The 17,806-nt window shown below is 67.7% G+C and carries 14 protein-coding genes and 5 tRNA genes; 11 read left to right on the plus strand and 8 right to left on the minus strand.

All coding sequences use genetic code 11. From position 1 onward, the window contains the following. Positions 1–61: 61 nt before the first annotated feature. The 7 genes from CURTO8I2_RS03450 to CURTO8I2_RS03480 all read right to left on the minus strand — a co-directional run bounded on the left by CURTO8I2_RS03450 (position 62) and on the right by CURTO8I2_RS03480 (position 10,141). Positions 62–598 (minus strand): phosphatase PAP2 family protein, encoded by a 537-nt coding sequence (locus CURTO8I2_RS03450; RefSeq protein WP_159678695.1) that lies wholly within the window; start codon positions 596–598, stop codon positions 62–64. Next, the gene (locus CURTO8I2_RS03455) at positions 579–1,769 is read right to left on the minus strand and encodes a glycosyltransferase family 1 protein (RefSeq protein ID WP_159678697.1); all 1,191 of its coding nucleotides are present in this window, start codon (positions 1,767–1,769) and stop codon (positions 579–581) included. The genes CURTO8I2_RS03450 and CURTO8I2_RS03455 overlap by 20 nt, the downstream gene beginning before the upstream one ends. A 132-nt stretch (positions 1,770–1,901) precedes the next feature. Next, positions 1,902–3,446: an exopolyphosphatase gene (gene ppx / locus CURTO8I2_RS03460; protein WP_159678699.1), complete on the minus strand. Its 1,545-nt coding sequence runs from the start codon at positions 3,444–3,446 to the stop codon at positions 1,902–1,904. Between the two features lie 72 nt (positions 3,447–3,518). Then, complete coding sequence (gene ppk1, locus CURTO8I2_RS03465) at positions 3,519–5,651, minus strand: polyphosphate kinase 1 (RefSeq protein WP_159678701.1); 2,133 nt, start codon at positions 5,649–5,651, stop codon at positions 3,519–3,521. Then, a complete protein-coding gene (gene phoR / locus CURTO8I2_RS03470) occupies positions 5,648–6,976 on the minus strand; it encodes a phosphate regulon sensor histidine kinase PhoR (RefSeq protein ID WP_159678702.1) in 1,329 nt (442 codons plus the stop codon). Before phoR ends, ppk1 begins: the two co-directional genes overlap by 4 nt. Positions 6,977–7,591: 615 nt before the next feature. After that, complete coding sequence (phoB, locus tag CURTO8I2_RS03475; RefSeq protein ID WP_159678704.1) at positions 7,592–8,281, minus strand: phosphate regulon transcriptional regulator PhoB; 690 nt, start codon at positions 8,279–8,281, stop codon at positions 7,592–7,594. A gap of 189 nt (positions 8,282–8,470) precedes the next feature. Continuing rightward, a complete protein-coding gene (locus CURTO8I2_RS03480) occupies positions 8,471–10,141 on the minus strand; it encodes a M48 family metalloprotease (protein ID WP_159678705.1) in 1,671 nt (556 codons plus the stop codon). A 212-nt stretch (positions 10,142–10,353) separates the two neighbouring features. Here CURTO8I2_RS03480 and grxC point away from each other — a divergent pair, with 212 nt between their 5' ends. The 4 genes from grxC to CURTO8I2_RS03500 all read left to right on the plus strand — a co-directional run bounded on the left by grxC (position 10,354) and on the right by CURTO8I2_RS03500 (position 13,662). Next, positions 10,354–10,602, plus strand: a complete 249-nt coding sequence (grxC, locus tag CURTO8I2_RS15410) for a glutaredoxin 3 (RefSeq protein WP_236551112.1) — start codon at positions 10,354–10,356, stop codon at positions 10,600–10,602. Beyond that, on the plus strand, positions 10,599–10,991 hold the full coding sequence (locus tag CURTO8I2_RS03490) for a carboxymuconolactone decarboxylase family protein (protein ID WP_159678707.1): 393 nt from the start codon (positions 10,599–10,601) through the stop codon (positions 10,989–10,991). The genes grxC and CURTO8I2_RS03490 overlap by 4 nt, the downstream gene beginning before the upstream one ends. 164 nt (positions 10,992–11,155) lie before the next feature. Beyond that, a complete protein-coding gene (locus CURTO8I2_RS03495; RefSeq protein ID WP_159678708.1) occupies positions 11,156–12,163 on the plus strand; it encodes an isocitrate dehydrogenase in 1,008 nt (335 codons plus the stop codon). Between the two features lie 167 nt (positions 12,164–12,330). Beyond that, the gene (locus CURTO8I2_RS03500; RefSeq protein WP_159678710.1) at positions 12,331–13,662 is read left to right on the plus strand and encodes a Na+/H+ antiporter NhaC family protein; all 1,332 of its coding nucleotides are present in this window, start codon (positions 12,331–12,333) and stop codon (positions 13,660–13,662) included. Between the two features lie 57 nt (positions 13,663–13,719). On the opposite strand, the gene CURTO8I2_RS03505 is transcribed toward CURTO8I2_RS03500, so the two are convergent. Beyond that, positions 13,720–14,481: a Bax inhibitor-1/YccA family protein gene (locus CURTO8I2_RS03505; protein ID WP_159678711.1), complete on the minus strand. Its 762-nt coding sequence runs from the start codon at positions 14,479–14,481 to the stop codon at positions 13,720–13,722. Positions 14,482–14,638: 157 nt separating this feature from the next. Between CURTO8I2_RS03505 and CURTO8I2_RS03510 the strand changes: the two genes are divergently transcribed. The 7 genes from CURTO8I2_RS03510 to clpP all read left to right on the plus strand — a co-directional run bounded on the left by CURTO8I2_RS03510 (position 14,639) and on the right by clpP (position 17,755). Beyond that, positions 14,639–14,715 (plus strand) — tRNA-Pro (locus tag CURTO8I2_RS03510). A gap of 35 nt (positions 14,716–14,750) precedes the next feature. After that, positions 14,751–14,827 (plus strand) — tRNA-Arg (locus CURTO8I2_RS03515). A 30-nt stretch (positions 14,828–14,857) separates the two neighbouring features. Continuing rightward, positions 14,858–14,934: transfer RNA gene (locus CURTO8I2_RS03520), tRNA-His, on the plus strand. A gap of 75 nt (positions 14,935–15,009) precedes the next feature. Continuing rightward, a tRNA-Lys gene (locus CURTO8I2_RS03525) sits at positions 15,010–15,085 on the plus strand. A gap of 303 nt (positions 15,086–15,388) precedes the next feature. After that, a tRNA-Leu gene (locus CURTO8I2_RS03530) sits at positions 15,389–15,473 on the plus strand. 288 nt (positions 15,474–15,761) lie between these two features. Then, the gene (gene tig / locus CURTO8I2_RS03535) at positions 15,762–17,069 is read left to right on the plus strand and encodes a trigger factor (RefSeq protein WP_159678713.1); all 1,308 of its coding nucleotides are present in this window, start codon (positions 15,762–15,764) and stop codon (positions 17,067–17,069) included. Positions 17,070–17,128: 59 nt separating this feature from the next. Beyond that, positions 17,129–17,755 (plus strand): ATP-dependent Clp endopeptidase proteolytic subunit ClpP, encoded by a 627-nt coding sequence (gene clpP / locus CURTO8I2_RS03540; protein WP_159678715.1) that lies wholly within the window; start codon positions 17,129–17,131, stop codon positions 17,753–17,755. Positions 17,756–17,806: the final 51 nt, after the last annotated feature.

Below are 17,806 nucleotides of genomic sequence, written 5' to 3' on the forward strand. Positions count from 1 at the left end.
AGCGAAAAGCGGAAGGCGAAAAGCGAAAAGCGAGTCGATGCTTCGTCGACATCAAACCGGATCAGATGACGCCACCCGCCCAGAGCGAAGTGGCGCCGAGGGCGCTCCCAATCGCCGTCGCCGCCAGCACATCACTCGGATAGTGCAATCCCAGCACCACCCGCGACACCGCCACACTCGCCGCGAACGGGACCAGCACGCCGGCGAGGACCGGATACCAGGCCACCGCGACGATCGAGAACGACACCGCGTGCAGCGTGTGTCCGGACGGAAAGCTGAACTCGTCGAGCGGGGCGATCCACGCGCGGATGCGTCCGTCGGCGGCGAAGGGGCGGGGACGCTTCGTCCAGCGCTTGAGGGTTTTGTAGAGCAGCAGCGCGACCGCGCCGGTGGCGGCCATGTGCGTCGCGGCGACCAGCCCATCGAAGCCGTCGACCAGCACGAGCGCGGCCATCAGCAGGTACCAGCACACGCCGTCGCCGAGTCGGCTGACCGTGGAGAAGTAGCGGCGGATCCACAGCCGCGTGCAGGCGCGGTTGGCGCGCAGGCACCAGCCGGTGTCGTGGTGGAGCAGTCGGCTACGCGGCGGCGCGTGCATCGGCATCCTCGGCATCGGTCGGGGCGGGAAGCGGTGTGTGCGCATCCGGCGAGCCGCCACGCAGGCCGGCCAGCAGCGCGTCGAGATCGTCGGCGACGTGCGCGGGCGTCAGGCGGCGCATGGCTTCGCGACCGGCCAGGCCCATCGCGCGGCGCGCGGCCGGGTCGTTCGCGAGTCTGACGGCGGCGGCGACGAACGCCGCTTCGTCGTCGCCGCCGATGCGTGCGCCGTGGAACCCGTCGCACAGGTGTTCGGTCGCCGCGCCGTGGTCGAAGGCGACCTGTGGTACGCCGCAGGCCATCGATTCGAGCACCACGTTGCCGAAGGTCTCGCTGCGGCTGGGAAACAGGAACAGGTCGGCGCTGGCGAAGTGCCGTCCGAGGTCGTCGCCGCGCTGCGATCCGCTGAAGATGAAATCCGGATTCGCCGCCTGCAGCGCGAGGCGCTCGGGGCCGTCGCCGACGAACACCATGCGCGCATCGGGGCGCTCGGCCTGCAGGGCGCGGAATGCGCGCACCGCGAGGCCCAGGTTCTTCTCGGCCGCGATCCGGCCGACATGGATCGCGACGACGCCGTCGTCGTCGACACCCCATTGCGCACGCAGGTCCGCGCTGCGCCGGGCCGGATCGAACTGCTGGCAGTCCACCGCGCGCGACAGCACCACCGGGCGGCCGATCCCCGCGCCGCGCAGTTCGTCGGCGAGTGCCTGCGTGGCCACGAGCGTTGCGTCGGCGCGGGCGTGGAAGCGCCGCATCCAGGACAACGCCACCGGCTGCAGCCACGGCACGCCGTAGGCGGCCATGTAGAGATCGAAGCGGGTGTGCAGGGCAGTGACGACCGGAATGTCCAACGCCTGCGCCGCGTTGAGCGCCGACCAGCCCAGCGGTCCTTCGGTGGCGACATAGATCGCGTCGGGCCGCGCAGCCCGCCAGCGGATGCGCAGGCGTTGTCCGGCAGGCAGTGCGAGGCGCAGTCCCGGATAACGCGGCACGCGCAGGCCGCGGAGACGCAGCGACTGCGCGTCGCACCCGGGCGGCTCGCCAGCCTGGGCCGGGCGGATCACCTCGACCGCGTGTCCGCGCGCGCGCAGGCCGCGAACATAGGTGTGCAGCGTCAGGGCCACGCCGTTGATGTCGGGCGGGTACGTGTCGGTGACGATCGCGTAGCGCATCGTGCGGTCCGGTCGCTGGTTGCCACCAGCTTGCGCATCGACGATGCCGCTGCGATGACCGGCGATTGACGCTTCGGTGACAGCGCCACGTGCGAAGGCGCCTGCGCGCGTTCGCACGTGGCGCTTGCGCGGCTAGTCCGCCGTCAGTGCCAGCGTGATGCCGAGTGCGGCGATATCGTCCGGCTCGCCCTCGAGATCGGTGCGCAGCAGCGGGCGTGCATCCAGCCACTGGCGGGGCAGCTGCAAGGTCAGCATCGGGCCGTCGGCAACCGCCTCCAGGCGCGGGATCTCGTCGGCTTCGTGGCTGCGGTGGAGCAGCACCGCCAGCCGCAACAAGGCGGCAGTGCGCCGGGCCGGCAGCAGCAATCGGTCGGGCAGGGCCTCGAACGCGGACTTGCCCACCTTGCGTCGCTGGCAGCGCACCAGCGTCGCCAGGAACTGCTGCTCCTGACGGGAGAAGCCGGCGATGTCGGAATGTTCCAGCACGTACGCACCATGCACGTGGTACTGGCTATGCGCGATCACCAGACCCAGTTCGTGTACGCGCGCGGCCCAGGCCAGCATGCGCAGGTTGTCGCCGTCGAGGCTCCAGCTGCGCGCCACCTGGTCGAACAACCGCAGCGCGGTCGTCTCCACGCGCGTCGCCTGCGCCTGGTCGATGCCGTAACGCTGTTCCAGCGCGGCAATCGAACTCTCGCGTGGATCGTCGCTGCCGCCGCGGCCGAGCATGTCGCGCAGGACGCCTTCGCGCATCGCCGCCTTGCTGACCTGCATGCGGTCGATGCCCAGCACCTGGAACGCCGCTTCGAGCACCAGCACGCCACCGGCGATGATCGGCCGGCGATCGTCGGACAGGCCGGGCAGGCTGATCGCGTCGATGTGTCCGGCCTGCAGCAGTGTGTCGCGCACGACCGGCAATGCCTGCGCTGTGACGGCGCCCTTGGTGAGCTTCATCGCCGCGCAGATTTCGCCGATGGCCTTGTTGGTGCCCGACGCGCCCACCACTTCCTGCCAGCCGAGTGCGCGATAGGTGCTGGCGAACTGCTGGAACTCCGCCGAGACCTCGGCCAGCGCCTCGCGCCATCGCTTCTTCGACAGCTTGCCGCCGGGGAAGAAGCGACGTGTGCTGGCGACGCAGCCGATCTGCAGGCTCTCGCGCTCCAGTGCGTCGAAGCCGCTGCCAATGATGCATTCGGTCGAGCCGCCGCCGATGTCGATCACCAGCCGGCGCTCACCGGGCTTGGGCGGCTGCGCGTGCGAGACGCCCAGATAGATCAGACGCGCTTCTTCGCGGCCGGAGATCACTTCGATCGCATGACCCAGTGCGGTTTCCGCCGGGACCAGGAACGCCTGCGGCGCCGCCAGCCGGCGCACCGTATTGGTCGCGAGCGCGCGGACGCGCTGGGGCGGGATGTCGCGGATCCGCTGGCCGAAGCGGGACAGGCACTGCAGCGCACGTTGGCGCACTTCGGGCGTGAGCCCGCCCCGGCCGTCGAGGCCTTCCGCCATGCGCACCGTCTCGCGCAGCCGGTCGACGACCCGGAGCTGGCCCAGCGTGTAGCGGGCCACGACCATGTGGAAACTGTTGGAGCCCAGGTCGATCGCGGCGAGCATCTCGCCATCCTCGAGCGGTGCCGTCAGTGCATCGGCGAGCGCGAGCGTGTCATGACCGGTCATGGCGTTCCTGGGTGCCGCGGGCATGCCCGCGACGTTGGGGGAGCGGGCATGTTAATGCATGCCGCTTCCCGCTCAGCCACACAGATGGGCGAGCAGCCAGCCTTGTGCGGAATGGGGCATCGTGTCGCCATCGGGCACGATCTTGACGTAGGTGCCGTCCTCCCGCAGTTCCCAGGCGTTGACGTTGTCGGCCAGGTAGTTGTCCAGCGATTCGCTGCGCACGCGCACCGCGATGTCGGGGTCGAGGATCGGAAAACCGGTCTCCACGCGGCGCAGCAGGTTGCGTTCCAGCCAGTCGGCGCTGGCGCAGAACAGGTCCGGGTCGCCGTCGTTGGCGAACCAGTAGACGCGGTGGTGTTCGAGGAAACGGCCGACGATCGAACGCACGCGGATGTGCTCCGACACGCCCGGCACGCCGGGCCGCAGCGCGCACGCGCCGCGGACGATCAGGTCGATCTGCACGCCGGCCTGCGAGGCCACGTACAGGGCCCGCATGACCTGCGGCTCGTTGAGGGCGTTCATCTTGGCGACGATGCGCCCGGTCCGTCCGGCCTTCGCATGCGCCGTCTCGCGCTCGATGCGGGCGATCACGCCGGCGTGCAGCGTGAAGGGCGACTGCAGCAGCCGCTTGAGACCGATCGCCGGTGCCAGGCCGGACATCTGCTGGAACAGCAGGTGCACGTCGTTGCCGATGTCGGGATCGGCGGTGAGCAGACCGAAATCGGTGTACACGCGCGCCGTGCCGGCGTGGTAATTGCCGGTGCCCAGGTGCACGTAGCGGCGTAGCTTGCGGCCTTCGCGGCGCACCACCAGCAGCATCTTGGCGTGGGTCTTGTAGCCGACGACACCGTAGACCACCTGCACGCCGGCTTCCTGCAGCCGGTCGGCGAGGCCGAGATTGGCTTCCTCGTCGAAGCGCGCACGCAGTTCGACGACGACGGTCACGTCCTTGCCGTTGCGAGCGGCCTGGATCAGATGTTCGACGATCGCCGAGTCCTTGCCGGTGCGATACAGCGTCTGCTTGATCGCCAGCACGTTCGGGTCTTCGGCCGCCTGCTTGATCAGTTCGAGCACGGGCGCGAATGAATCGAACGGATGATGCAGCAGGATGTCGCCGTCTGCGATCAGTTCGAACATCGCATCGGTGCCCTTGGGCAACCGCTGCTGGAAGGTCGGGAATTTGAGATCGGGACGCTGCACCAGATCGAAGATCTGGCTGATGCGGTTGAGATTGACCGGCCCGTCGATGCGGTAGACCGCGTTCTCGGGCAGATCGAAGTTCTGCATCAGCGTGCGCACGATCGGCTTGGGACATTTGGCCGAGATCTCCAGCCGCATCGCGCGCAGATAGCCGCGGCCGGCGAGTTCGTCGCGCAGGGCGAGGGCGAGGTTGTCGATCTCCTCTTCGTCGACGATCAGTTCGGAGTTGCGCGTCACCCGGAACTGGTAGGCACCCTTGACCTCCATGCCCGGGAACAGCTCGTGCACGAACTCCGACAGCACCGACGACAGGAACACGAAATCATACTCGCCGCCGGAGATGCTCTCGGGCAGCTGGATGATGCGCGGCAGCGAACGCGGTGCGCGCACGATGGCCAGGTTGCCGACGCGGCCGAACGCATCCTTGCCCTTGAGCGCGACGACGATGTTGAGCGACTTGTTGAGGATCTTGGGGAACGGATGCGACGGGTCGAGGCCGAGCGGCGACAGCACCGGCATCACCTCGTCGCGGAAATAGGCGCGCAGCCAGCGCGTCTGGCGCGCGGTCCAGTCGTCGCGGCCCAGCACGCGCACGCCGGCGGTCGACATGGCCGGTCGCAACACCTGGTTCCAGCACGTGTATTGCGCGTCCACGAGTTGCGCGGTGCGCTCGTGGATGCGCTTGAGCACCGTCGACGGCGTGAGTCCGTCCGGCGGCAGCGGCACGCCGAGATCCTGCGCATGGTGCATGGTCGCGGCGCGGATCTCGAAGAACTCGTCCAGATTGGTGCAGGCGATGCACAGGTACTTCAGACGCTCGAGCAGCGGCACCGACTCGTCCTGCGCCTGCGCCAGCACGCGGAAGTTGAAGTCCAGCTGCGACAGCTCGCGGTTGAGGTACAACGCGGGATCGCGCAGCGGATCGATCGGATCGGCGGGAACGTCGGGTTCCGGACCGCGCGTGGATTTCGTGGACTTCTGGACGCGGGGGCGGGCGGCGCTCATGCGGGGGCTCCGAAATACTGGGGGTCGCGGGCGCGGACACGCTCGGCGGTGAAATGACAGGCGAACCGGCTGCCGGCGCCCACCTCGCTCTCGATCTCGAGTCGCGCCTGGTGCAGGTGGAGCACGTGCTTGACGATGGCGAGACCGAGCCCGGTGCCACCCGATTCGCGCGAGCGGCTGGTCGAGACGCGATAGAAGCGTTCGGTGATGCGCGGCAGGTGCGCGGCGGGAATGCCGTAGCCGGTGTCTTCGACCGACAGCGCCACGCCGCCACCGGCCAAGGGCGCGTAGCGGAGTGTGATGCGGCCGCCCGCCGGCGTGTAGCGCACGGCGTTGCTGACGAGATTGGAAAACGCGCTGTGCAGCTCTCGGGTCGAGCCGACGAGATCGGTCGGCGAGGCGTCATCGACGGCGATCGTGTGTCGGCCCTGGCTCAGCACCTCGAGTTCGCGTCGCAGTGTGGCAAGCATCGACGCCATCGACACGGTCTCGTCGCCCACGCCTTCCTGCGCTTCCAGGCGCGAGAGCGTCAACAGGTCCTCGACCAGCTGGGTCATGCGCTGCGACTGGTTCTGCATCTCGGCCAGCATCGGCGCCCATTCGGGCTGCTCGGCGGGATCGAGCATGTCCAGATACCCGTGCACGACCGTCAGCGGCGTGCGCAGTTCGTGGGAGACATTGGCGACGAAGTCCCGGCGCATCTGCTCGAGCTTCATGATCCGGGTGACGTCGCGGGCGAGCAGCAGCCACAGATCGTCGGAGTAGGGGATCAGCCGCAGTTCCAGCCGCGTGCCGGAGGAGTGCGGCGACGGCACATCGAGCATCGGCTCGGCGCGGCGACCCTGCGCCAGCCAGTGCGCCACCGGCAGCGGCTGCAGCATGTCGCCGACCGGCTTGCCGACATCGCGGGGCATCTGCAGCCCCAGCAGACTGGTCGCCGCGCGGTTGAACCACTGGATGCGCTGACTGTTGCGCTCGACGACGACCACCGCGTCGGGCAGCGCCGCCGCCACGGCGCGATACGCGCGCAGCATCGCGATCAACCGCCGCTTGCGCGCGCGCATGTCCTGCTGTCCCCGGTGCAGCATCCGATCGGTCTCCTGCCACACACCATCGCCCTGCGGCGGCGGCACACGGCTGCGCGAGGTCAGGCGCGTCAGCAGGTCATAGAGCTTCCAGTAGTGCCACGCCAGCACACCCAGCGCCGCAATCGCCAGCGCCATCCAGATGTGACCCGCGAGCGCGCCCAGTACAGCCGCCACGCCGAGCACGGCAACAAGTTGCACCAGCGTGCGGGTCCAGGCGGCGTGGATTCGGGGGGGCATGTGGTGGAGTCTAGGCAATGTCAGGTGACAGGTTGGCGTAAGGCATCAGGATGTCGAGGGTGCTGTTGCTGTTGATGTTGCTTTGCTGTGCAGCTGCTCCATGAAACCGGACGTGTCGCATGCAATGCCAACCCGAAGGGCGCCGCACATGGATGTGCGGCGTTTTCCGACCGAGGCAGGATGCCGAGTTGGAAAATCCCGTTGCACGTGCCGCCGCGGGCTGTGGATGTGTCGGGGAAGGCCGTTTTCTTTGGTTCCGTTTCTTTTGGGCCAGCAAAAGAAATGAACCCGCTCGCCGCAAGGCGAGTGGAAGCGTTTGATCCTGTATGTCGCCGTAGGCGAATAGGCGAAGTAGCAACGTCAAACGCTTTCGTCCGCTGGCGCGGCCGAGTTCATTTCTTTTGGTAGACCCCAAAAGAAACGGAACCAAAGAAAAACGTCTCCCCGAGGAAGCAAATCCGGCCAGTCGTTCGTTCCGGCATTTCCCGACTCGCCATCCTGGCTCGGTCGGAAAACGGCGGGCATCCATGCCCGCCGCCCTCCGGGTGTGCGATGTGCAGCGCGACGTTTCGAAACGCAAAGGCAGAGGCAAAAGCAGAGCGGATGCGGTGTCGGTTACACCGACGCCGAGAACCGGTACCCCGACCCCCGCACCGTCTGCACCATCCCGTCGAGCGCACTCGGCTCGAGCGTCTTGCGCAGGCGCCGGATGTGCACGTCGACCGTGCGCTCCTCGACATACACGCTGCCGCCCCAGACGTGGTCGAGCAGTTGCGAGCGGCTGTAGACGCGTTCGGGATGGGTCATGAAGAAGTGGAGCAGGCGGTACTCGGTGGGGCCGATCGTCACCGGCGCATCGCTGGCGAAGACGCGGTGGGCGGCGCCGTCGATGCGCAGGGCGCCGACGCTGACACTGCCGTCCTCGTCGTCGTCGCGGGCGCGGCGCATGACCGCGCGGATGCGGGCCAGCAGTTCGCGGGCGGAGAACGGCTTGACCACGTAGTCGTCGACGCCGGCCTCCAGACCGCCGACCCGGTCGTTCTCCTCGCCGCGGGCGGTGAGCATGATGATCGGGATGTCGCGGGTCAGCGCGTCTTTGCGCCAGCGGCGGGCCAGTTCCAGACCACTGGTGCCGGGCAGCATCCAGTCGAGCAGGATCAGATCCGGCACCCGGTCGACGATCGCCGACTGTGCTTCGCGAGCGTCGCCGGCGTGCATCGGCTCGAACTCGCCCTTGCGCAGCGCGAAGGCCACCATGTCGCGGATCGCCGGTTCGTCATCGACGATGAGGATGCGTTTCTGCATGGATCGGTCCATAGCGCCGGTGGGATGGCGCCATTACACGACAGTTTTGTGACGGTTTGGCGACAGGGCGGACCGGTATGCCGTGCACCGGCAACATCCTGTCATCGAACGGCACCTGCGGGACGTCGACGCACAGCATGGGCGCGGCGCCTTGATCGGCCACACTGGTCGCCGACCGGCCCTCCGGCCTCAGCGACGCCGCAGATCCTCGTCGCGGATGCCCTGGCGGCGCAGTTCCAGCACGGTCGGCGTGATCGACGCGATCCGCGCATCGATACGCGTGCGGGCGTAATAGTCCAGATCCTCGCGCTTCTTCAGCGTATTGAGCTGGATCAGCGCCTGCTCGGGGCGGCCACCGAGCACGGCCGCCTCGGCCCAGGCTTCGCCGGCGCGTACCGGATCGCCAGCCGTCTCGCTGGCACGCGCGAAGGCGCGCTGGAAGGCGGGATCGCCGCTGGACCCGTTGAGCAGCGGCCGCAGGATCGCCTGCGCGCGCAGTCCGGCTTCGGGCGTGTTGCGCTCGGCGAGGGCAGCTGCATAGGTCAGCACCACCGCCGGATTCCGTGGCATCCGCTCGATCAGGCGCTCGAAGCGCTCGTCGGCCTGCGCGATACGGCCGCTGCGCGCGTCGATCTCGGCCACGCCCAGTGCCAGCCAGACATCGCCCGGATACTCGTCCAGCAGCGCCGCATACGCCTGGCCCGCGGCATCGAGCTCGTTCAGACGCTGGCGCGCGAACGCGAGGCCGTAGCGCTGCGCATCGGTCAGCGTGCCGTTCCGGCGCATGGCTTCGTACTCGCGCACCGCCTGCGCGGCCGTGTTGGCACTGAGCACGCGCAGGCGCTCGCGCGCCCAGCCGAACTGGACGCTGTCGATACCGCCTATCGCATTCGCCGGCAGACGCAGGTCCACCGGCAACATCGGATTGCCGAATCCACGCGTCGGCGCGTCGGCAGCGGCGTTCACCGGCACGCGCTCGGTACGCGTCCCCTCCGGCGTCGTGGTCGTGACCTGTACGGTGTCGCGATCCATGCGTTCGGCGCGATCGCGCGCCTCGCTGATACGGGTGGTCGTGACCGGGTGGGTGCGCAGGTAGTCGGGCAGACGCTCGCGGTCGCCGCCCTGGTTGGTGCGCGACACCGCCTGCATGCGCTCGAACATCGACGCCATGCCCTCGGGGTCGTATCCGGCGCGCGACAGCGTCCGGATGCCGAGCCGGTCGGCTTCCGATTCGTTGGAGCGCGTGTAGTCGATCTGGCGCTGCAGGGCGAGGCCCTGTGCGCCGGCCACGACCGCCATCGCGGCGTCGTCGGAGGAACTGCTGCCACTCTGCGACGCGACCGCGATCGCACCGAGCATCGCCAGCAGCATCGGCACCTGGTCGCGCTGCGCCCGCTCGACGCCGCGCAGCACGTGCGACTGGGTGACGTGGGCCACCTCGTGTGCGAGCACCGCTGCCACCTCGTCCTCGCTCTCGGCCGCCAGCACCAGGCCGGCATTCATGCCGACGTAGCCGCCCAGCGTCGCGAACGCATTGATGCTGCGGTCGCGCATCATGAAGAACGTGAAGGGTTGCTGGGGCTGGTCGCTCGACGAGGCGAGCCGGTTGCCCGTGGTCCGCAGCCAGCCGTCCACCAGCGGATCTTCGAGCACGTAGTTGTAGTGACGCAGCTGCGCCAGCAGCATCTGGCCGTATTCGGACTGCTTCGCCGGGCTGAGGACCGCGCCCGCGGACGATCCGATGTCCGGCAGGCGCGTGTCCTGCGCGGGCGCACACACCGCGGCGATCGCCAGCGCGAGGCCCGCCGTGGTCGGCAGCCAGATGCGTGCGGGGCGGTGCGGCGTCTTGGCTCGGCGCATGGGGACTTCCGGTAAGGCGGCGAAACTGCAGCATGCCGGTGGTACGCGGCGAGGGCATGAATGCCATGTTAAGCGCGCCGGGCGTGGCAGCGGATGGAAAACACGGTGGCGTGCCCCCATTTGACCGACAATCGCCCCACAAGTTTCCGGAGAGTGCCGTGACCCCCGAATCCACTATTTCCGCATCGCCGACAGGCGCGCCCGAGATCGTGATGTACACCAGCGCGATCTGCGGGTACTGCATGGCCGCCAAGACCTTCCTCAAGAGCCAGGGCCTCGCGTGGCGCGAAGTCCGGATCGATCTCGATGCCGGCGAGCGCGAGCGCATGGTGGCGCTGGCGCGCCGGACCAGCGTGCCGCAGATCTTCGTCGGTGAGACCCACGTGGGCGGCTACGACGACATGATGGCGTTGCATCGCAAGGCCGGCTTCCTGCCGCTGCTGCAGGGGGCGGGCGCATGAGCGACGCGCACAAGGCCGATCGCGTCGCCGAATTCGGCGCGTTCCGCAAGCGCATGAACGAGCGCATCCTGGCCGAGCCCAACCAGGTCGTGCGCCGGTTCTTCGCGCTCGACACGCAGACCTACCAGGCCGGCGCACTCGATCTCAAGACCAAGGAGCTGCTCGGTCTGGTGGCCTCGATGGTGCTGCGCTGCGACGACTGCATCAGCTACCACGTGGCGCAGTGCAAGTCGGCCGGCGCCACCCGCGAGGAGCTGTTCGAGACGTTCTCCGTCGGGTTGGTCGTCGGCGGCAGCATCGTGATCCCGCACCTGCGACGCGCCGTCGATTTCCTCGACCGTCTGGAGCAGGGCGACGCCGGCGCGCCGGACGCGCACGCACACGACTGAAGCCCCTTCGGACGCCGCCGGATGCGTCGTTCGCACCGGCGGTGTTGCGCGTTGCAAAGGCTGCGTTTGGGTCGGGCAGGGCGCCTCGGGCATAATGGGCGGGTTTTCCCCTCACCCGACGCCGCGCATCGCGCGTCGTCCCTGCGCACGGAATCCCACCCCACATGACGCACACGATTACGGTCATCCGCGGCGACGGTATCGGCCCGGAGATCATGGACGCGACGCTGCACGTGCTCGATGCGATGCAGCTCGGCCTCCGCTACGAAGACGCGGACGCCGGCCTGATGGCGCTCGAGAAGCACGGCGAACTGTTGCCGGCCGCGACGCTCGAATCGATCCGCCGCAACGCGGTCGCACTCAAGAGCCCGCTGACCACGCCCGTCGGCGGTGGCTTCAGTTCGATCAACGTGGAACTGCGTCGCCAGTTCGACCTCTACGCCAACGTGCGCCCGGCGACGTCGTTCCCGAACACGCGTTCGCGCTTCGACAGCGGCGTCAACCTGATCACGATCCGCGAGAACACCGAAGGCTCGTACATCAGCGAAGGTCAGGAAACCTCGGCCGATGGCGAGACCGCGGTGTCGATCACGCGCATCACGCGCAAGGGCTCCGACCGCATCGTGCGCTACGCGTTCGAGCTGGCGCGCAAGACCGGTCGCAAGAAGGTCACGATCGTCCACAAGGCCAACATCCTCAAGAGCACCTCGGGCCTGTTCCTGAAGGTCGCGCGTGAAGTGGCGGCCGAGTATCCGGACATCGAAGCCAACGAGATGATCGTCGACAACACCTGCATGCAGCTGGTGATGCGTCCCGAGCAATTCGACATCATCGTGACGACGAACCTGTTCGGCGACATCATCTCCGACCTGTGCGCCGGTCTCGTCGGTGGCCTGGGTCTGGCGCCGGGCGCGAACATCGGCACCGATGCGGCGATCTTCGAGGCCGTGCACGGTTCGGCGCCGGACATCGCCGGCAAGGGCGTGGCCAATCCCTGCGCGCTGCTGCTCGCCGCCGCGCAGATGCTCGATCACCTGGCGATGCCCGAGCAGGCCGAACGCCTGCGCAAGGCGATCGTCGCCACGCTCGATGCCAAGGACGGCGTGACGCCGGACCTGGGTGGCACCGGCAACACGATGGCGTTCGCCAAGGCGATCGCGGCGCGCCTGTAACGCGGGCGCTCATTGCACGCGTGCCGCCCGGCGGCGACGTGTGGATGCGGAACGGGACGCTTCGGCGTCCCGTTTTTCGTTGCAGGGCGTCCCGCCGGTCGTCATGACGGGCCGACGCGTCCTGCGCACAATGCACGGGTGCCTCGCCGCCTCCGGAACCGACCCGCATGACCGTCCGCCCCAGTGCGCTCGCGCTGACGCCGCTGTTGCTGTTTCTGGCCTTGTTCTTCGGCGCCGGCCTGTATTTCACCGCCCAGGGCGAAGCGATGGGGTTCTACCAGCTGCGTGCGCCGGTCGCGATCCTACCCGCGCTCGCGCTCGCAGCCTGGATCGCCCATCGCCGCGGCCTGCAGGCCGGGGAGATCCTGCTGCGCGGCATGGGCGATCCCAACATCGTGCTGATGTGCCTGATCTTCCTGCTCGCCGGTGCGTTCGCCTACGTGTCGAGCGCGATCGGCGCGGTCGACGCCGTGGTGTCGATCGGCCTGTCGGCGATTCCCGCGCCGCTGATCCTGCCGGGTTTGTTCCTGCTGTCGGGCCTGATCTCGCTGGCGATCGGGTCTTCGATGGGGACCATTGCCGCGGTCGTGCCCATCGCCCTCGGTGTCGCCGACGCCTCGGGCCTCGAGCATGCCTTGGTGGTCGGCGCGGTCATCGGCGGCGCGATGTTCGGCGACAACCTCTCGGTGATCTCCGACACCACGATCGCGGCGACCCGCACCCAGGGCGCGCAGATGCGCGACAAGTTCCGCGAGAATTTCAGCATCGCGGTACCGGCGGCGCTGGCGACGATGCTCCTGCTCGGTGTCCTGGGCGGGGCATCGCCGATCGAAACACAGCCCGTCGGCTCCGCATGGCTGATCCTGCCCTACGGCGTCGTGCTGGCACTGGCGCTGGCCGGCGTCGACGTGCTGATCGTGCTGGGCCTGGGCATCGTGCTGGCCGGCGGATTCGGTATGGGGTTCGCCGACGATTACGGCGTGGTGCCGTTCGTCGGCGACATCTGGACGGGTTTCGAGGGCATGGTCGAAATCCTGCTGCTGTCGCTGCTGATCGGCGGCCTGGGCGCGTTGACCAAGGCCAGCGGCGGCCTCGTCTGGCTGGCCGGCGGGATCGCCCGGCTGGTGCGCGGGCGTCGCGGACGACGCGCCGGCGAGTTCAGCATCGCCGCATTGTCCGGCGCCGCCGACGTGTTCACCGCCAACAACACGGTCGCGATCCTCGTCAGCGGCAGCGTTGCACGCGACATCGCCGGACAGCACGGCATCAGTCCGCGGCGCGCGGCCAGCCTGCTGGACATCTTCGCCTGCGTTGCGCAGGGCGTGCTGCCGTATGGCGCGCAGATCCTGCTTGCCGCATCGCTGGCCTCGGTGTCGCCGCTCGCGCTCGCCGGACGCGTCCACTACTGCTGGCTGCTGGCGATCGTAGCGATCGGGTTCATCGCATGGCCGGGACGACGGGACGTTCCGCTGCCGGACGCTCCGCGCGCGGAGGGCTGATCGCGCAAAAAAAAGGCGCCCGCAGCGGGCGCCTTCTGCATTACGGGGCATGGAGCCTCAGCGCTGCTGCAACTTCGACAGCAACCGCAGGAACTCGATGTACAGCCAAACCAGCGTGACCATCAGGCCGAACGCGCCGTACCACTCCATGTACTTCGGCGCGCCCTGTTCGACGCCGGTCTCGATGAAATCGAAGTCCAGCACCAGGTTCAGCGCGGCGATCACGATGACGAACAGGCTGAAGCCGATACCGACCAGGCCGGATTCGTGGATCAGCGGAATCGAGACCCCGAAGAAGCCGAGCACGATTGTTGCGAGGTACACCAGCGCAATGCCGCCGGTGGCGGCCACGACGCCGAGCTTGAAGTTCTCGGTGGCCTTGATCAGGCCCGTGCGATAGGCGAACAGCAACGCGAACAGCGTGCCGAAGGTCAGCATCACCGCCTGCAGCACGATGCCTTCGTACATGAAGTTGTACATCGCCGAGATCGCGCCGAGGAAGAAGCCCTCGACCAGTGCATAGGCAGGCGCGGTGACCGGGGCCCATTCCTTCTTGAACACGGTGATCATGGCGAGCACGAAGCCACCGATCGCGCCGCCCCACATGTAGATGCCGAAACCTGGCTGCGGCCGGCCGTCTGTGCCGAATTCGACCTGCGACCAGGCGAACGCGGCGGTGAGGATCGTCAGCAGCAGCAGAAAGCCGGTCTTGTTGACGGTGCCGTTGAGGGTCATCGTCTCGCCGTCGCGTGACACCACGCTGCCGCTGGCGAGATCGAGGAACGTGGATTCCTTCAGTGCGGGATTGCCGCTGCGCATGGGTTTCGCCCCTGTCTGTCCATGGATTCGGATCGGGAAGGAGGATACCAGCGGATCCGTATGCTGCACTGCATTGACAGCACGCGCGGCGGTCGTACAATTGCGCCCTTCGTACGGTCCTGACCGTGTCGGGGTCAGGTTCGACCGCTTGTTCCGGCGGGGTATAGCGCAGTCTGGTAGCGCGCCTGCTTTGGGAGCAGGATGTCGGGGGTTCGAATCCCTCTACCCCGACCATCGGGTACCAGTCGCGTTTATCATTCGACGCACTGGCGCCCGTAGCTCAACCGGATAGAGCACCGACCTTCTAAGTCGGGGGTTACAGGTTCGATTCCTGTCGGGCGCGCCAGTGCCGGCGGTACGAGACAAGGTTTCTGTGGTGGATGTAGCTCAGTTGGTTAGAGCACCGGATTGTGATTCCGGGGGTCGCGGGTTCAAATCCCGTCTTCCACCCCATTGCTTCACCGGGCGACACTCGAAAGGTGTTGCCCAAGCGCGCAAAGTTTTATTACAATGCGCGCCCGCTTCATCGGGCCGTTAGCTCAGTTGGTAGAGCAGTTGACTCTTAATCAATAGGTCCAAGGTTCGAATCCTTGACGGCCCACCAGTTCCACGAAACGCCTGGCTCACGCCGGGCGTTTTCGTTTCCGGCGACCGGTTACGGAACGTGCGCGGGTATTGCGTCTGCCGACCCGTGTTGCACGCGGGCAGCGACCGTGCGGGACCAGGCGACGCGCGAGCGTGCAGGTCGACCTCGACGCAATGATGGTCCGTCGGCGCGTGCGTGGAGTCGGTGCGTGCGTGGAATGGACGGTCATGTCGGCGGAGGACGCTGAGGGGGCGGGCGGCGGATGCGGGCGCGCCGGTGGATCGTCTAAGATGCGGCGGCCCGCGCCAGCAGGCAGGCAGCGCGAAAGTGGCGGAATTGGTAGACGCCCTGGTTTTAGGTACCAGTGCCGCAAGGCGTGGGGGTTCGAGTCCCCCCTTTCGCACCATCCCGGCCGGCACCGGCTGCAGCGCTGTCGCCTGCGCGGCCTCTCCCGTAGACCCCGAACGGAGCCAGCGGCAAGCCTGGCGGGCGAGCGCCCTGCGCGAGGTGCGTGCCGTCGCCTGCGACAGGGTGTTCAGCCGGGTGTGCCCGCGGCGGTGGCGGCCACGCGCTGAATCCGCCAAACTAGTCCGTTCCGTCGCCCGTCTCTCCGGAGTGGGCGGCCGGCAGAGTTCAGAACCAATTCCCAACAGTCAGATGTCATGCGGCACCGTCCGCAAGCGCAGGAGTGGATATGCAAGTTTCGGTCGAATCGCTGGGTAGCCTGGAACGCAAGATGACGTTCCGCGTGCCGTCCGAACGCCTGGACACCCAAGTCGGTGGCCGTCTGCGCGAAATCGCGCGGACCACCCGACTCAAGGGCTTCCGTCCGGGCAAGGTGCCCGCCAAGGTCGTCGAGCAGCGCTTCGGCGAGCAGGTCCGTGCCGAGGAGCTGGACCGTCTGCTGCGCGAAGGCTTCGACCAGGCCGTCCGTGAGAACGAGCTGCAGATTGCCGGCCAGCCGCGCATCGCGCCGGAAGGCGAGGCAGGCGAGGGCGAGCTGGCCTTCACCGCGACCTTCGAGATCGTGCCGGACTTCGGCACCATCGAACTCGAGAAGCTCGAAGTCGTGCGTCACACCGCGGAAGTGGCCGAGGACGACATCGATCGCATGATCGAAAACCTGCGTCTGCAGCGTCGCAGCTGGAGCGCGGTCACGCGCGGCGCGGCCAAGGGCGACGCCGTCGACGTGGAAACCTGGTCGCAGATCGGCGATGACCGCCTGCCGGCCGAAGGCGCCGAGCGTGGCGTCACCGTGCTTGGTTCGGGTGCGATGTACCCGGAGATCGAGGACGCACTGGTCGGCCTGGCCAAGGGCGAGGAAAAGGCGATCGAGGTCAGCTTCCCGGCCGACTGGCGCGTGCCGCAGCTGGCCGGCAAGCAGGCCACCGTGCACGTCAAGGTCGAGCAGGTCTCCGAACAGCAGCTGCCGGAGGTCGACCAGGCCTTCATCCGCAGCTTCGGCGTCAAGAGCGGCGAGATGGCGCAGTTCCGCACGGAGATCCGCAACAACCTCGAGCGCGAGCTCAAGGGCGCGCTGATGAACCGCCTGCGTCGTGAGGTGGGTGAGCAGCTGGTCGCGGCGTTCGCCAGTGTCGAACTGCCGCCCAAGCTGGTCGAGTCGGAGGCGAAGTCGCTGCTGCGCCAGACCGTCGAGCAGGCCCGTCGCAACGGCCAGAACCCGACCGTCGCCGACGATGCGCACAACGACTTCATGGAACCCGCGCGCAAGCGCGTGCTCGTCGGCCTGCTGGTGGGCGAAGTGGCCCGTCGCAACCAGCTCAAGCTCGATCCCAAGCGTGTGAACGAGACGATGCGCCTGATCGCCTCGACCTACGAAGAGCCGCAGCAGGTCATTGAGATGTACCGCAACGACCCCCAGCTGATGTCGGGTCTGCAGAACCGTGTGATGGAAGAGCAGGTGATCGACTGGATCGCCGAGCGCGCCAAGCACACCGAGCAGTCGTTGAGCTTCCAGGACGCGATCGGCCCGCAGGGCTGAACCACGCGCACCCCGTCCGGTCCATGTGGGCCGGACGCTCCACCGACGGGAAATGATTGATGAGCATCGAGACGAAAGCCCTCAACCTGGTGCCGATGGTGGTCGAGCAGACCAGCCGCGGCGAGCGCGCGTACGACATCTATTCGCGCCTGTTGAAGGAGCGCGTGATCTTCCTCGTGGGCGGCATCGACGACCACATGGCGAACGTGATCGTCGCCCAGTTGCTGTTCCTCGAGGCGGAGAATCCCGAGAAGGACATCAACCTGTACATCAACTCGCCGGGCGGCATCGTCACGGCGGGCATGGCGATCTACGACACCATGCAGTTCATCAAGCCGGACGTCAGCACGATCTGCATCGGCCAGGCCGCCAGCATGGGCGCGCTGCTGCTCTCGGCGGGCGCGGCCGGCAAGCGTTACGCGCTGCCGAACTCGCGCGTGATGATCCACCAGCCGTTGGGCGGCTTCCAGGGCCAGGCGACGGACATCGACATCCACGCCAAGGAAATCCTGTCGATGAAGCAGCGTCTGAACGAGATCATGGCCCACCACACCGGCCAGCCGCTCGAGACGATTGCCCGCGACACCGAGCGCGACAACTTCAAGAGCGCGCAGGCCGCACGCGAGTACGGCCTGGTGGACCAGGTGCTCGAGCGTCGTCCGGACGACTCCATCACCGCCGCCTGACGCTGCTAAACGCTTGATTCATCATGCATCTGCGTGACGGCGCCCTCCCGT

This window comes from Luteimonas sp. 9C (assembly GCF_902506295.1).
GTDB lineage: Bacteria > Pseudomonadota > Gammaproteobacteria > Xanthomonadales > Xanthomonadaceae > Luteimonas.